Raw genomic sequence first — 14,949 nt, 5'->3', positions numbered from 1 at the left:
ATGCAGCGCATAAAATTTGCACGACCTCACAGGAGCGCCCGATGACCGTGGCCACACATGATGCCAGCCCGCCGACCACATGGATCAAAATTGCCCAGTCCAGCGATCTTGACGGACCGCGTCCGGTGGTTCCGGTGAACGCCATGGGCGAGGCGCTGGTTCTTTTTCGAGACGAAGAGGGCGAGCTGGGGTTGATCGGTCGCCACTGCCCGCACCGGGGCGCCGACCTCTGCTTCGGCCGCCACGAGAACAACGGTCTTCGGTGCCCCTTTCATGGCTGGCATTTCGACCGCGACGGGAAATGCACCGAGCAGCCCGCAGAGCCTGCGGACTCCACCATGTACCAGACCATCAAGCTGCCCAGCTATCCGGTCAGTGAACAGGACGGCGCGATCTTTGCCTGGTTCGGCGAGGGCACTCCGCCCGCGCTGACCGCCGCACCTGCCACAGCCTGAGCACCAGAAAGGACCCTCGCATGATCTCTCAGAAACTGAACGACCAGATCACCCGCATCGGCCCGGGCTCCGAGGCCGGCGCCGTGCACCGCCGTTACTGGCAGCCCGCCGCCCTGACGGACGAGATGACGCCCGGAATGTCGAAGCTCCCGGTCAACCTGCTGGGCGAGCGGCTGGTGCTGCTGCGCGGCACAGACGGTACGATGACCCTGACCGCCCGTGTGGCCTCGCCGGACGAAGCGCCGACCCACCACCCGGCCGAAGCCGACCTGCATCCGGTCGAGGGCGCACCCGTCTATCCGGTCGTCGAAAAGAACGGCATCTATTTCGCCTATCTTGGCGAGGGCGCGCCGCCGGCCTTCCCGAACTTCGATTGTTTCCGTGCGCCCGACAGCCATGTCTTTGCCTTCAAGGGGCTGTGGGAGTGCAATTGGCTGCAGGCGCTCGAGATTGGCATCGACCCGGGACACGCCTCCTTCCTGCACCGCTTTTTGCAGGACGAGGATCCCGCCGACAGCTACGGTAAGCAGTTCCGCGACAAGGCCGCGGACACCAACATGCCGATCACCCAAGTGCTGCGCGAATACCCCCGCCCGGACATTGAGGTCGAAGAGACCGATTTCGGGCTCAAGATCACCTCGCTGCGCCATATGGACGGCGGGCTGACCCATGTGCGGGTGACCAACCAGATCTTCCCCTCGGCGATCTGCATCCCGATGTCGCGCGAGATGATCATCACCCAGTGGCATGTGCCGGTCGATGACGAGAACTGCTATTGGGTCACCATGTTTACCAGCTTCGACAAGCCGGTGAACAAATCCCTGATGCGCGAACAGCGGCTGCAGGAGCACTCTTTGCCGGATTATGCGCCGCTGAAGAACAAGTCGAACGACTATCATTACAATCCCGCAGAGCAGAAGACCGAGACCTATACGGGCATGGGGATGGACATCAACGTGCACGACCAGTGGGCGGTGGAAGGCATGGGCGCGATCCAGGACAGGACCCGCGAGCACCTCGGCCGGGGAGACGCGGCGATCGTCCGGTACCGGCTGCTCCTTCGCAAGGCGATCAAGGCGGTGGGCGCGGGACAGTTCGACCGCCTGCCGATGCAGGATCAGCCGGGCACCTCGGCGCTCATCGGCCCGCTGTCGAACGACGCGATTGCCCACAGCGACGACTGGCAGGCGGCGAGCTGGAAATATGACATGACCCGCCGCGCGGCCTGCCCGTGGGATGCCTCGGTATGAGCACGCCGACCGGGGCTGAGCCGTTCCAGGATATCCTGGACGGCTACTTCACCCTGAAGGAATCCGTGCGCCAAATGATGGAGCGGCATGATCTGGGCTGGGTCTGGCTGGCGCTCTGGCACGCGCCGGTGATGGACATCGCCGGGCTCGGACCGAAAGAGCCGGTGCCTCTGCACCTGCGCGACGGCTATGCGGGGGTGATCGAGGGTCTGTCCCTGACTGCGGTGCGGACGGGGGCGGACGCCGAGCCGGTGCTGATCGGCACCGGCGATTGGCGCTGGCTGGATACGCGCGCGGATCAGGCTTTGCCGCAGGACATCCGCCTGGCGGAGCCCGCGTTCTTTCGGGGGATTGGGCTGAGCCTCGGTGGCGCTGCGAACCGGCGAAGCATTCCGGCGACCGAGCTGACCGAGGATTTTGCCCGGATTGCCGAGCAGCCGGGAGGCAGCGCCTTCACCGCCTGAACGGTCCGTTTTCGGGGATCAATCGTGCCGCCCGGCGACCCCGCCGGGCGGCATTTGATTTGGGGCCTCAGGCCTTGAGGCTCTTCTTGTAGCAGGCGGGATCCATGTCCCGGATGTCCGCGCTGATCGCCTCGATGTCGGGGCAGATCTCGCGCAGCTTGCTGGTCAGCGCGACCGACAGGCCGAGCTTTGCCTCGGGCGTGCGCCCGGCCAGCATCGAAACGGTCACGTGAATGAATGAGCCGCGCCCGTCCCCCATAAGGATCGCCTCGGAGGGCAGCAGGCGCGCCTTCACATCGGCCCTCTGCATGATGCCGGTGGCAACCGCCGTGTCCAGCAGGTCCGACAGAACCGACGGCCCGTCGAGCCCCTTGGGTGCGAAATATTCAACGACGAGATGCGGCATTCTCAGAAGATCCCGAAGTATTCTTGCTGTTCCCACTCCGTGACGATGCTGAGATAGCGCTTCCACTCCGCCCGCTTCAGGGTCGACATGTAGTCGCAGAAATCCGATCCGAGCATGTCGCGGAACAGGGTCCCGCCTTCGAAGGCCTCGATCGCGGCAATGAGGCTGGGCGGCAGGGCGCGGGCGTCATTGTCATAGGGGTTCTCGACCGGCGCGGGAGCGTTCAGCCCCTGACGGAGACCTGAGAGGCCCGACAGGATCTGCGAGGCGAAGTAGAAGTAGGGGTTCGCCGCCGGTTCCGCCACACGGTTCTCCACCCGGCTCGCCCCGTCTTCAGGCGCCATGAGCGCGCGGACCATCGCGCCGCGATTGTCATAGCCCCACTCGATCCGGTCGGGGGCCAGTTGGAAGGGCTGATACCGTTTGTAGCCGTTCACCGTCGGCGTGGTCAGCAGGCAGCTTTCCGGTGCATGGGCGAGAAGGCCGGCGATCCAGTGGTCGGCCTGCGGGCTCAGCTGGCCCTCGGCGGGCGGAATGAACAGGTTCGCTCCGGAAGTGTCGCAAAGCGACTGGTGCAGGTGCCAGCCGCTCGAGGCGCTGTTGTCGACTTTCGGGCGGCACATGAAGGTCGCGTGCAGCCCTTCGCGGGCGCAGACCTCCTTCACCATGGTGCGGAACATGATCATGTTGTCGGCATGGGTCAGAGCATCCGCGGGTTCGAAAGTGAATTCGAACTGGCTCGGTCCCATCTCGACCTCGGTCGAGCGCACCGGCAGATCCAGCGCCTGCGCATGGCGGCGCAGCAGGTCCATCACCGGCTCGAGCCGGTCGTAGTTCATGTCGGCAAGATACTGGTAGCCCTGATCCAGCAGCGCGGTCACGGGCGGCGTGCCCGGCATGCCTGCCTGAGCGTGTCCCAGCGAAGCGTCTGTCCGGGCGAAGACGTGGAATTCGACCTCCAGCCCGACGGTGAGCGAATAGCCCTCGGCGGCCAGCAGATCGACCGCGCGCCGCAGGGTCGGGCGCGGGGCGAAGGGCAGGGGCTGGCCGTCGCGCGTGTAGGGGTCGCAGAACAGCCAGGCTGAATGCGGCGACCAGGGCAGCACGCGGAAGGTGGCGGGGTCGGGCACCGCCAGCATGTCGCCCGCGCCGGCCATCGTCGCCATCACGCCGGGGCTGCGACCGTCCCAGATCGGAAACACGGTGCGGTTGGAGGTGTCCTTCAGCAGCAGGGTGCCGGGCAGGTTCAGCCCCGAGCGGAAGATCGACCCGAGGCTCTCGGCGGTCACCGTCTTGCCCCGCAGCAGCCCGTGCTGGTCGGCAAAGACCACGCGGACGGTTTCGATGGGTCCATGCTCGAGCCGCGCCAGAAGATCGGCGGCACCCTGCTGCGCCTCGGCGCTCAGCAAGCCGTCGCGGGCAAGGCGGCCCGAGGAGATGGTGTCGAGATGAGAGGTCATTTTGGTCCTGCCTGTCTCGCGCGCTTATTGGGGACGCGCGTTCGTCTTGAATCTTAGAGCCGTCCGGTCAGCAGCAGCGAGATCGCCGGGAAGGCCAGAAGGATGCCGAGGCGGATCACGTCCGCGACCACAAAGGGCACGACGCCGGCGATGATCTTGGTCAGCGGCACTCCGCGCGAGGCGCTTTTCACCATGAAGAGGTTCATCCCTACCGGCGGCGTGATCATGCCCAGTTCCACCGTCACCACGGCGATGACGCCGAACCAGATCGGATCGAAGCCGTTGGCGAGGATCACCGGGAAGAAGATCGGCACCGTGAGCAGGATCATGGCAAGGCTCTCCATGAAGCAGCCGAGGACCACGTAGAAAAGCAGGATCGCCAGAAGCACCTGCCAAGAGGTAAAGCCGCTGTCGCTCAGGAAGCCGACCAGCGCGCCCGACAATTGCGAGGTCGAGAGCACAAAGCCGAACACCTCTGCGCCGATCAGGATCAGGAAGATCGCGCCACTTGAGACGATCGCCTCGGAAAAGGCCGCGATGAGCTCGGCCCGCGGCGTGCGCCGCCAGAGCGCAAAGATCAGCGCCAGTGCGGCCCCGACGCCGCCCGCCTCGGTCGGGGTGAAGAAGTTGCCGTAGAGCCCGCCCATCACCAGTCCGAAAAGCACGATGGCGGGGGCAAAGAGGCGCAGCACCTCGAGCGGCCCGCCCCGTTCGGCTGCGACTGCCTCGGTCTGAGCCGGATCGGTGACCGGGGGCCAGAACCGCGCCATGATGAGGATCGTCACGATATAAAGCGCGAAGGCCAGCACGCCGGGGAGGATCCCTGCGAGAAACATCGTGCCGACCGATTGTTCGGTGATCAGCGCATAGAGCATCAGCGCGATCGACGGGGGGATCAGGATCCCGAGCGTGCCGCCCGCGGCCAGCGATCCGGTGGACAGCCGCGTGTCATAGCCGTGCGCCTTCATTTCCGGGTAGGCGACGCGGGTCATGGTCGAGGCCGTCGCCAGCGAGGAGCCGGAGACGGTGGAAAAGACGGCGCTTGCCGTCATGCCCGCGGCCGCAAGCCCGCCGGCCCAGCCTCGGGTGAGCAGCAGCGCACCCTTGAACAGATCCGAGGCCACGCCGGAGCGGGAGATCAGGTTCCCCATCAGCAGAAAGAGCGGGATCAGGGTGAAGGAATAGCTGGTCACGGTCTCGAAGGCTGCGGTCTTCAGCACGCTCAGCGCGGGGGCCACGCCGACGATCGCGGAGAAGCCCGCGAAGCCGACCGCGATCATCGCGAGCCCGATCGGCGCGCCGAGGATTACGATGACGAACATGACCGCGATTGCGGCAATACCAATGGCAAGAGGGGTCATCACAGCAACTCCGCGTGGTGGCCGTCGGCGGTGAAGCTTTCGCGCAGGGCGATCACCGCAAGCGCCAGGCATTGCAGGGCATAGAGCCCGTAGATCAGGAACATCGGGATGCGCAGGTCCTGCGTCTCCTCGCCGCGCGCATGGGTTGCCAGCGCGTCCTCCCAGAACAGCCACGCCAGTACCAGAGCGAGGGCCACCACGCCGAGGAACCAGAAGCGCGCCACCAGCGCACGGGGCAGGTCGGGCAGGCGCTCGACCACGAAATCGACAGCGATCATGCCTTCTTTCAGTGAGGCGGCCAGCGCTGCGAGCGCGATGATCCCCAAGAGGTAGGACACCTGTTCGATCGCTCCGGGGATCATCAGGTTCACCGCCGTATCGGTGGCGTCAAAGACGATCCGTGCCAGAACGTTAAAGGCGACGACAAACACCATGTAAAACAGGCACAGGCCGCCGAGGAGCAGGCAGGCGGCTTCGACCGGGCCTGAGATGCGCCGAAGGAGCGTGACGAACATGAAGGGTCCTGGAACTTGAGAAGGGAAAGGCGGGCCGCCTAAGGGCGACCCGCAATGTCGGGCAGTAGCCGGCTCAGTTCAGCTCAGCCTGGCATTCGGTGACATAGCCTTGCACGGCGGCGTAGGTTTCGGTCCCCGGCAGCCCCTGCTCGTCGAGCGAGGAAATATAGGCGTCGGAGGCCTTCTGCGCGGCCGCCATCCAGCTGGCGCGTTCCTCTTCCGACAGCTCGATGACGTTCGAAGTTTCGCGCAGGCGCTCGAGCACCTTGGCTCCGGCTTCGTCATAGCCGCCGCCTGCCGTCACCGCCCATTCCATGCCGCTGTTGGCGTCGATCGCCGCCTTGGCCTCGGGCGAGAGCGCCTCGTATTTCGCCTTGTTCATCGTGGCGATGAAGGCAAGCGCGTAGAATCCAAAGACCGTGTGGTTGCCGGTCAGCTCTTCGAGGCGGAAGCTCTCGACGCTTTCCCAGGGCAACATGTAGCCGTCGATGGCGCCGCGTTGCACAGCCTCGTAGGTGTTGGGCGCGGGCATGCCGACGGGCTCGGCGCCAAGTTCGGTCAGCAGATCGCCGACAACCTGTGTCGGGCGGCGCAGCTTCAGACCCTTCATGTCCGCCAGCGAGCTGACGGGCTTTTTGGCGGTGTGCAGGTGGCCCGGATCGTGGGTGTGCACGAAGAGGATGTGTGTTTCCTCGTATTCCTCGTCCAGAGCTCCGGAATCATACAGCTTCTGAAACGCGCAGGAACCGACGGCCCCGGTGTCGAACAGGCCCGGAAGCTCCAGGATCTGGCTCAGGGGAAAGCGTCCGGCGGTGTAGCCGGGCACCGTCCAGACGATGTCGGCGATGCCTGCGACGGCGTTGTCATAGCCCGCCGCGGCCTTTCCGAGGGTCTGCGCGGGGAAGACCTGCACGTCCAGCGCGCCGCCCGCAGCCTCTTCGACGGCGGTCGCCCAATCTTCGAAGATGACTTGGTTCTGCCAGCTGCTGGCAGACATGAAATGCGCGTAGCGCAGGTTTTCGGCCGAGGCCGTCGAGGCCAGGCCAAGCGCGGCAAGGCCCGCGGTAAGGATTGTTTTGATCATGATGTGTCGTTCCCTGTTCGCTGGTTCGGGGGGCCGGTGATCCGGGACCCATTCGCGTTCCTACAACATTTGCGCGATTATCTACCAATCGGTCATTCTTGATGCGTCTTGTCAAGCGAGAGAACGCTTGCGAGCAGCAAATGGAGTGGGCAATACAAGGAGACCGATATTGCCGGCTCAGAAATTGGGCGCGGCGCGAATGGATGGGCTGCAATGGATGGATCCGAGCTGGTGACCAAGATGCGCGACGAGATCCCGCTCAAGGATATTTCGCTGACCTTCATGAAGGGCATGTCGGTGCTGCGGGCCTTTGATGAGACCCACAGCCAGCTGACTCTGGCCGAGATCGGGCGCCTCACGGATATCGAGCGCGCCGCGGTCCGGCGCCTTGTCCTGACGCTCGTCCACCTGGGGTACGTGCGCAAGGACGGCAATCGCTACTCGCTGACACCGCGCGTGCTCGTGCTGGGAAGCGGTTTTCTGCGCGGCAATCAGTTCGGCCGCCTTGTTCAGCCGCTGATCGAAATGTGCGCGCGGGAACTGGGTTATAGCGTTGGGCTGGCAATGCGCGACGGCTCGGAGGTTGTCTACGTTGCCCAGTCGTCGCAGCGGAATGCGCGCTATACCTTCGGCTTCACGATCGGCAGCCGGCTGCCGCCGCTGTCGACCTCGATCGGCCGCGTTCTTCTTGCTTGGGCCGATCCGGAATGGGCGCGCCAGATGATCGAGACGCTGCCACTGGAACGCTTCACGGCCGACACGGTGCTCGACCGGGCTGCGATTGCCGAAGATGTTGCGCAGTCGCGTGACTCCGGTGTCTCCATCGTGAAGGGCGAGTTCGAGGCGGGCGCCGTCGGGATCGCCGTGCCTGTCGGTCCGCTGGACCGCGCCGAGATGGCGCTTGGCCTGTCCGAACCTGCCAGCGAGGTCGACCCGGCGGAATATGCGAGGCTCGCCGAAATCCTTCAGCGCTACGCCAGTCAGATCGCTGCGGTTCTGAAATAGCGACAGCTTCAGCAACGCCTTGCGGTGTGGAGGCCGGGCATCTTGTCTGGATCCTGACTGCAGACGCGGCTTGCTGGCTGCTCAGTTGTGGCTCATTGCCTCGGTTGGTGCGCCGTCCTCTGGATCAACCGGCCTTGCGGTGGCATGCATATATGTCGAAATCGGTGCGGGCTTTTGCCTTGGATCGTAAGAGATCGACAGCACCCGGGCGTCCTCGTCCCCGACCGAGAGGTAGATGTGGGCCATCGCGCTGTCGAAATAGGTGCTTTCTCCGGGCTTGAGGCGGAACGGCGCATAGAGGTCTGTATGCACTTCAAGCTCGCCCGAGAGGACAAAGACGAATTCCTCGCCGCTGTGCCGACTCCAATGGTCGAACTCGTCAGCCGACCGCGCGCGGACGTGAATTTCCAGAGGCACCATTCCCTTGCGGAAGAGTTCGGTCGCATGGGCGACGTAGTCATAGGTCCCCGAGGTGAAACGAGAGCCTTCGCCAAGCCGGGTCGTGGTTTTGCGGCCATGCATGGCAGGTGGGACCGCTGGCGCTTCCGGCGTCGCCATGGGGTCTTCGGCGTCGCTCACCATGTCTTCGATCGCGATGTCGAGCCCGTCGCAGATACGCTTGATGATGTCGAACGAAGGCGACACCAGCGCATTCTCGATCTTCGACAGCGTCGAGGCGGACACACCTGTCAGTTCCGCCACCTTGATCAGTGTCAGCTTGCGCCCCTTGCGGATCGCTTTCAGGCGTCGGCCAATGGAGCCGTTCAAGCCGTCTTCGACGGATGTGGGCACGTCGTCTCTCCGTTCTGATCCGTCCCTCTGTTCCGGAAACTATACGGTCCATGAGGAAAATGTTGCAGAGAAAATTTTCAGATTCGAAAACTTTCGGCGGTATGCTCTTCCGACCGCCCGATCACGGTGCCGTTGCCGCGTCGCGGCAGGCCGCTGCAAGGGCATGCGCGACCCAGTGAGCGACCATCTCGTCGCGCGCCTCCGACAAACCGGCGCAGCCCACGGCGATCCCGTCGAGCCAGGCCGATCCGGTCCACTCGCTGTCGCCATCGCGCAGCAGGTGCGGCGGCACGTCCGAGCCCGCACGTCGGCAGCGCGCCGAGAGGTCGCGTTTCTGCCGCGCGATGTCAGCGTTGGGGTAGGGGTTTCGGGACAGGTCGCCGATGACGAAATCCCCGAGGTTGGTCCGGCCCTCGCCGAAATCCGCGCAGACCGAGAGCGCAAGGCCGTCGCGCCCGATGTCGGGGCGCGCGAGCAGGGCCTCGAGGGGCGGTCGCAGGAGCTCTATCTCCCGGGCGACACGATCCGCGGTCAGGATGTCAGTGCTCATGTGACGGCCTCTTTGATCTGGCATTTGGTTAGCGGAATTTCGGGGTCCGTGAGCAGCGAGGTGTCGAAGCGCGCGCCCTGCGCGATCAGCTTGCGCGAGTGGACGTGGTCGCCTGCGCGGTTGATCGAGAAGGATGCGGTCATCTGGTCCTGCATCATCTGGAACAAGCTGCAGGGGCCGTCGCCGGGCGTGCCGCGAATGACGCTCGTTGCCGCCGCGTCCGGCAGGCCGGCCATTTGGAGTTTCAGGTCGTATTGATCCGACCAGAACCATGGCAGTGCATCGCTGGCGGAGGGAGCGTCGTCCTTGCCGCAGATCGCTGCCGCAGCCGCGCGGGCCTGGTCGGTGGCCGCCTGAACGGATTCGATCCGCGCCAGACCACCGGCAAAGCGGTTGTTCTGTGTCGCGCAGTCTCCGATGGCGTAAACGCCTTCGCATGAGCTGCGTCCGTGGCGGTCTACAAGGATGCCTCCGGCGTGGGTCGTGAGGCCGAGCTGCTCGGCCAGTTCGAGCCGGGCGGTGCTGCCGATGCCGACCAGAAGGTCCTCGGTGTCGATGTGGCTGCCGTCGTCGAGCTCGATCCGGCGCAGGGCACCGGCCTCCGCGATCACCTGCGAGATCCGGCGACCAAGTCGGATGTCGACCCCCTCGGCTTGGTGCCGCGCCAGCAGCACAGCCGAGATCTCGGCCGGCAAGGCGCGGCGTAGCAAGGCCTCCAGCGGGTCGATCACGACGACCTCAAGCCCGGACCGCACCATTGTGGCCGCAACCTCCAGCCCGATGAAGCCGCCCCCGGCGATGACAAGCCGTCCGCCGCGGTCCCGCAGGGCAGCCAGCCGGTCGGCGTCGGCAAGATCGCGCAGCCGGTGCAGGCCGGAGGTGACGCCCGCGCACCCCGGCAGCGGACGCGCCCGCGCGCCGGTGGCGAGGATCAGCGTGTCCCATGCCTCGGTCTCGCCCCCGGCACGCAGGCTGCGCGCGCCGGCATCGACCGCTTCGACCCGTGTCGCGGTGAGCAGTTCGATGTCATTGTCGGTGTAGAATTTCGCACCGCGCAGGGCGATCTGCTCGGCGGACTTTTCGCCTGACAGATAGGCCTTGGACAGCGGCGGGCGGTGGTAGGGCAGGGGCGCCGCCTCGGCCGAATAGAGGCGGATCCGGCCGTCGTAGCCGTTGCGGCGCAGGGCTTCCGCGGCGGTGACACCGGCGTGGGACGCGCCGATGATCAGGGTCGTGGGCCGGCTCATGCGCCGGCCTCGGACTGTGCGTCGGCCTCTTTGCCCCCGAGCCGCCGGAGGAAGGCACGGGTCCGCGCTTTCTTCGGGTTATCGATCACCTCTGCCGGGGTGCCCTGCTCAACGATCTCGCCCTCGTCGAAGAACACCACGCGATCGGCGACCTCACGAGCGAAGTCCATCTCGTGGGTGACGACGATCATCGTCATACCCGCGTCCGCAAGGGTTCGCATGACCGAAAGCACTTCGCCCACCAGTTCCGGATCGAGAGCCGAGGTTGGCTCGTCGAAAAGCATGAGGCGCGGACGGATGGCAAGCGCGCGGGCAATGCCCACCCGCTGCTGTTGCCCGCCCGAGAGACGATGCGGCAGATGGTCGGCGTGCCCCGAGAGGCCCACCACAGCGAGGAGGTCGCGGGCCAGCGCCTCGGCCTCTTCGGGGGCCACGCCATGCACCCGGATCGGGGCCTCCATGATGTTTTCGAGCACGGTCAGATTGGCGAAGAGGTTGAAATTCTGGAACACCATGGACACGCCGATCTGCGCGCGGTCGCGCTCGACATGGCGGGTGGGCACCAGTTTGCCGACGCCCTTGGTGTAGCCTACGTAGCGCCCACCGACGGTGATCTCGCCGTCGTCGATGGATTCGATATGGGTGATCAGGCGCAGCAGGGTCGATTTGCCCGAACCGGACGGCCCAAGCACCGCGACCACCTCGCCGGGCTGCACATCCAAGTAGATGGCCTTGAGAATTTCCCGGTCGCCGTAGGACTTCCACAGCTTTTGGCATCTGACGAAGGGCGCGTCAGGGTCGACCGGTTCCTGTGAATGATGCGTCGAGAGGATACGCTGCACGATGGCGGTGCGCTCTTCTGGCGAGAGTTTCGCGGGCAGCTTGGCGGGGACGGCTGGTTTCGTTGCCTCGGTCTTCGTGCCAACCAGCTTTGCGAAACCGAGCCTTGTGCAGAGCAGGCTCCAGAGCGAGCTGTTGCGGTCGCGATCCGGGTCCATGCGGTATTCGAGATAGGCCTGCCCGAGCGAGATCAGCGAGGTCATCAGCAGGTAGATGAGGCCGGCAGCGGCGAAGACGGTGAAGAACTCGAAAGTCTGGCCGACGATCTGCTGCGAGCGGAAGGTCAGTTCGTTGACGAAGATCACCGAGGCCACAGAGGTCATCTTGAGCAGCGTGATCGACTGCCCGGCGAGCGCTGGCAGGATCGAACGCAGCGCCTGTGGCAGCACAATGCGGCGCAGCGTCTGGCCCCGGCTCATGCCCAGCGACGATGCGGCGATCGCCTGGTCGCGGTTCACTGACAGGATGCCGCCGCGGATGATCTCGGCGGCATAGGCGGCTTCGGTCATGGAAAAGGCGATGACCGCCGTGGTGAAAGAGTTGAACTTGAGCCCGATGGCGGGCAGCGCGTCGAAGATGAACACCAGCTGGAGCAGCTGCGGCGTGCCGCGCAGCAGCCAGACGTAGACCCATGTGACGCCGCTCAGGATCAGATTTCCCGACAGGCGTGCGAGGGCGATCAGCAGGCCAAAGATCAGCCCGAGGATGAGTGCGCAAACGGTGATCTGCAGGGCGAGAAGCGCGCCTTTCCAGAGAAAGGCGGAGGTGAAGTAGCCAAGGACTTCGCCGATCCAGTGCATGGTGTCGTCTTTCGTTCGATTGGGCCGTCTTGCCCGGCTGCTCGGCGGTCGATGTTTGAAGCGAGCCAGGAGAGGGCGCAGGTCCCGAATGGGGAAGCGCTGGCCCGGATGGTCGCCGGACCAGCAATGAGAGGTTGAAAGGCCTGAACCGGCCTTATTCGGGCTTGAACTCGGGCGAAATGATCAGCTCGGGCTCGATGCCGTATTTCGCAAAGATCTCGTCCTGAGTTCCGTCGGCCTGAACGATCTTCAGCGCTTCGAACATGGCCGGCGCGAGCGGGTCGTCGTTGGCAAAGGCGGCCCCGATCTGCCAATCGGTCAGCTCTTCGTAGCCGAGGTCGAAGGCATCGGGCTGTCGCTTGAGCATCATATTGATCAGCGGCAGGTCGGTGACCATCGCGTCGGCGCGGCCCGAGGCGACAAGGCGGAAGCCAGAGGCCACGTCGGTGGAGGTCATGACGGTGATCGCATCCTGGCCGTCGGCAACGCACTCCTCGGACCATTTGTTCGCCTGCCGCTCTTCCACGGTGCCCAGACCCGCGGACAGGGTCTTGCCGCAAAGATCGGCTTTGGAGGTGATGCCAGCCGGGTTGCCCTCGCCCACGATGGCGCCCGAACCCGCGCGCATGTACGTGACGAAGTCACCCTGCTCGGCGCGCGTGGCGTTGTGGTAGAGGTAGAACATCAGGTCGACCTGACCCGACACCACTGCGGGGAACAGGCCCGGCCACGCGCCCGGTTTCACCGAGTGCTCCAGCCCCATGCAGGAAAAGACTGCGCTGGCCAATTCGATGTCGGACCCGATGATCGTCTCGTGATCGTCGGGATCGATCATGGCGTAGGGGGGCGTCGAGGGGTCGGCGCCGAGCAAGACCTTGCGCCCGTCGAGAGATGGGTATTTCGCGGCGAAAGCTGCGGGATCGCAGCTGGGGATCGTTTCTTCCTGCGCGAAGCCCGCGACCGGAGAGAGCAGGGTAACAGCGCCGAGCCCGATGGCGGCACCAAGGGTATTGAAGGTCATTCTTTGAGCTCCTGTTGGGGCGGTTCAGGCGTATTCTTGGTTTGTGGGGAAACTCCCGTCTGCAGTTGGGACCGAGTGCGCGGAAGAATCCAACAGAAATTTGCTCTCCCGCAAATAAATTTTTCGTAAGGGCAAAAACGAGCCCGTTATGCTCAAATTTCGAGCAACAGATCTACCTAGTGAAAATATTTCACGACCGGGCCTGCCCGGGTAAAATCGACCGCAGAGCTGTTGTCGGAGTGAACGCCCCCGTGGCGCCTCGGACCGGAGGCGCAGACGAAATTCCATTGTCTACAGGTGTTTATAGCAAAATTCTGTGATCGTGGAGCGACAGATCGCCAAGAGAAGGCGTCCGCCGTCGTGCATCGTCACGTCTCGATCACCGGCGACTCTCCTCGATATCTCGCTCGAGAAAATTTTCGTTTCGGAAAATTTTGCATTGACCGCGGCCCGGGCCGGCGGAAAGGTGGCGCCAAGATTTGACCCGGAACCGAATACCGGGCCGGACACTGAAGACGAGCAAGGACAGAGCATGAAGATCACCAGTATTGAGGCATTTCCCATTCGCCTGCCGGTCCGGCGGGACTTTAAGTGGGCCGGGCTGCGTGAAGACCTTGGGGGCTTCGTCGTCGTGCGGCTCGAAACCGAGGGCGGCGTGATTGGCTGGGGCGAAGCGACGCCTCTGCCCGACTGGGGTGGGGCCGCAGGTCGCCGCGGCGGCGAGACGCAAGCCACAGTCTGCGCCATGGTGCGCGACGTGCTCGCGCCGGTGGTCGTCGGGCTGGATGTGTCGGACGTGAACGCCGCGCGGCTTGCCATGGACCGCGCCGCGATTGGGAATTCCTATGCCAAGCTGTCGATCGACATTGCCTTGCATGATGCCTGGGGCAAGGTGCTGGGCCAGCCAGTCTACCGCCTTCTCGGGGGCAAGGTCCGCGACAGCGTGCAGTTTGCGCATATGGTCGGCCTGATGGGCCATGCCGAGGCGATGGACGAGGCGCTCGGCGCGCTCGCGGATGGCTGCACAGCGCTTCAGATCAAGGGCGGTGTCGACGCAGAACGCGACATTGACTTGGTCCGGGCGCTGCGCCGCGAAGCAGGAGACGGTGTCTTCCTGCGGCTCGACGCCAATCAGGGCTACCGTACGGCCCGCAATGCGATCGACATCCTTGCCCGCCTGCGCGACGCCGGGGCGGACGGCTGCGAGCAGCCCGGCGCAAACATGTCCTCGATGGCGGCGATCACCGCCCGGGGAAGCCTGCCGGTCATGGCCGATGAAAGCTGCTGGGATGCGGTCGATGCGATGGACGTGGTGGCCAACGGGGCGGCGGATTGGATCTCGATCTACCTCGCCAAGGCCGGCGGCTTCGTCGGGGCGCGCAAGGTTTCGGCCATCGCCGAGACGATGAACATACCCTGCGACGTGAACGGGTCGATCGAATCTGGCATCGGCAACGCGGCGAACCTGCATTTCGTGCTGTCTCAGCCCTGCGTGACACTGCCCAACGTGATCCCGGTCAACGCACCGGCAGGCAGCCATCCCTGCGCCTATGCCGGCAACTATTATAAGGACGACATCATCACCGAGGCGATGACGGTGCGCGACGGTCATATCTTCGTTTCCGAAGCGCCGGGTCTCGGCATCGAGATCGACGAGGACAAGCTGGCGACATACCGTCAGGATCAGGGGTAACGCACC

Annotated in this window: 15 protein-coding genes and 1 pseudogene; 5 read left to right on the top strand and 11 right to left on the bottom strand. The window is 64.7% G+C overall.

From position 1 onward, the window contains the following. Positions 1-41: 41 nt before the first annotated feature. From G0Q01_RS12685 to G0Q01_RS12675, 3 genes are read left to right on the top strand one after another with little or no spacing between them, the layout of a single operon-like run. On the top strand, positions 42-455 hold the full coding sequence (locus G0Q01_RS12685) for a Rieske 2Fe-2S domain-containing protein (protein ID WP_164213501.1): 414 nt from the start codon (positions 42-44) through the stop codon (positions 453-455). Between the two features lie 20 nt (positions 456-475). Beyond that, the gene (locus G0Q01_RS12680; protein ID WP_164213500.1) at positions 476-1,705 is read left to right on the top strand and encodes an aromatic ring-hydroxylating dioxygenase subunit alpha; all 1,230 of its coding nucleotides are present in this window, start codon (positions 476-478) and stop codon (positions 1,703-1,705) included. Next, positions 1,702-2,169 (top strand): hypothetical protein, encoded by a 468-nt coding sequence (locus G0Q01_RS12675; RefSeq protein WP_164213499.1) that lies wholly within the window; start codon positions 1,702-1,704, stop codon positions 2,167-2,169. The genes G0Q01_RS12680 and G0Q01_RS12675 overlap by 4 nt, the downstream gene beginning before the upstream one ends. A gap of 67 nt (positions 2,170-2,236) precedes the next feature. Here the strand turns inward: G0Q01_RS12675 and G0Q01_RS12670 are convergent, their stop codons facing one another. The 5 genes from G0Q01_RS12670 to G0Q01_RS12650 all read right to left on the bottom strand — a co-directional run bounded on the left by G0Q01_RS12670 (position 2,237) and on the right by G0Q01_RS12650 (position 6,995). Continuing rightward, entirely contained in the window at positions 2,237-2,575 is a 339-nt protein-coding gene (locus G0Q01_RS12670) for a 5-carboxymethyl-2-hydroxymuconate Delta-isomerase (protein ID WP_164213498.1), read from the bottom strand. 2 nt (positions 2,576-2,577) lie between these two features. After that, positions 2,578-4,035, bottom strand: coding sequence for a glutamine synthetase family protein (locus tag G0Q01_RS12665; protein ID WP_164213497.1), 1,458 nt, complete (start codon positions 4,033-4,035; stop codon positions 2,578-2,580). Between the two features lie 53 nt (positions 4,036-4,088). Next, positions 4,089-5,396 carry a TRAP transporter large permease gene (locus tag G0Q01_RS12660; protein ID WP_164213496.1) on the bottom strand — a complete coding sequence of 436 codons (1,308 nt, stop codon included), beginning with the start codon at positions 5,394-5,396 and terminating at the stop codon, positions 4,089-4,091. Next, positions 5,396-5,911 (bottom strand): TRAP transporter small permease, encoded by a 516-nt coding sequence (locus G0Q01_RS12655; RefSeq protein WP_164213495.1) that lies wholly within the window; start codon positions 5,909-5,911, stop codon positions 5,396-5,398. The genes G0Q01_RS12660 and G0Q01_RS12655 overlap by 1 nt, the downstream gene beginning before the upstream one ends. A gap of 73 nt (positions 5,912-5,984) precedes the next feature. Next, positions 5,985-6,995 (bottom strand): TRAP transporter substrate-binding protein, encoded by a 1,011-nt coding sequence (locus G0Q01_RS12650; protein WP_164213494.1) that lies wholly within the window; start codon positions 6,993-6,995, stop codon positions 5,985-5,987. 240 nt (positions 6,996-7,235) lie between these two features. On the opposite strand from G0Q01_RS12650, the gene G0Q01_RS12645 reads away from it, so the two are divergent. Then, positions 7,236-8,000 carry an IclR family transcriptional regulator gene (locus tag G0Q01_RS12645; protein WP_164213493.1) on the top strand — a complete coding sequence of 255 codons (765 nt, stop codon included), beginning with the start codon at positions 7,236-7,238 and terminating at the stop codon, positions 7,998-8,000. Between the two features lie 81 nt (positions 8,001-8,081). On the opposite strand, the gene G0Q01_RS12640 is transcribed toward G0Q01_RS12645, so the two are convergent. From G0Q01_RS12640 to G0Q01_RS12620, 6 genes and pseudogenes are all read right to left on the bottom strand, one after another. After that, positions 8,082-8,792, bottom strand: coding sequence for an XRE family transcriptional regulator (locus G0Q01_RS12640; RefSeq protein WP_164213492.1), 711 nt, complete (start codon positions 8,790-8,792; stop codon positions 8,082-8,084). Between the two features lie 121 nt (positions 8,793-8,913). Further along, complete coding sequence (locus G0Q01_RS12635; RefSeq protein WP_164213491.1) at positions 8,914-9,342, bottom strand: hypothetical protein; 429 nt, start codon at positions 9,340-9,342, stop codon at positions 8,914-8,916. Beyond that, the gene (locus tag G0Q01_RS12630) at positions 9,339-10,589 is read right to left on the bottom strand and encodes an NAD(P)/FAD-dependent oxidoreductase (protein WP_164213490.1); all 1,251 of its coding nucleotides are present in this window, start codon (positions 10,587-10,589) and stop codon (positions 9,339-9,341) included. Before G0Q01_RS12630 ends, G0Q01_RS12635 begins: the two co-directional genes overlap by 4 nt. Further along, positions 10,586-11,431, bottom strand: a complete 846-nt coding sequence (locus tag G0Q01_RS27340; RefSeq protein WP_370526729.1) for an amino acid ABC transporter ATP-binding protein — start codon at positions 11,429-11,431, stop codon at positions 10,586-10,588. The genes G0Q01_RS12630 and G0Q01_RS27340 overlap by 4 nt, the downstream gene beginning before the upstream one ends. A gap of 165 nt (positions 11,432-11,596) precedes the next feature. Continuing rightward, a pseudogene (locus G0Q01_RS27335) lies at positions 11,597-12,229 on the bottom strand (amino acid ABC transporter permease); the annotation flags it as partial. Positions 12,230-12,383: 154 nt separating this feature from the next. Then, positions 12,384-13,250, bottom strand: coding sequence for an ABC transporter substrate-binding protein (locus G0Q01_RS12620; RefSeq protein ID WP_164213488.1), 867 nt, complete (start codon positions 13,248-13,250; stop codon positions 12,384-12,386). Positions 13,251-13,782: 532 nt separating this feature from the next. Here G0Q01_RS12620 and G0Q01_RS12615 point away from each other — a divergent pair. After that, complete coding sequence (locus G0Q01_RS12615) at positions 13,783-14,943, top strand: mandelate racemase/muconate lactonizing enzyme family protein (protein WP_164213487.1); 1,161 nt, start codon at positions 13,783-13,785, stop codon at positions 14,941-14,943. The last annotated feature ends 6 nt before the right edge of the window (positions 14,944-14,949 follow it).

This window comes from Salipiger sp. PrR007 (genome assembly GCF_010499845.1).
GTDB classification, from domain to species: domain Bacteria; phylum Pseudomonadota; class Alphaproteobacteria; order Rhodobacterales; family Rhodobacteraceae; genus Salipiger; species Salipiger pacificus_A.
The sequence above is the reverse complement of the archived record's forward strand: the minus strand, read 5'-3'. Positions and strand labels throughout refer to the sequence as shown.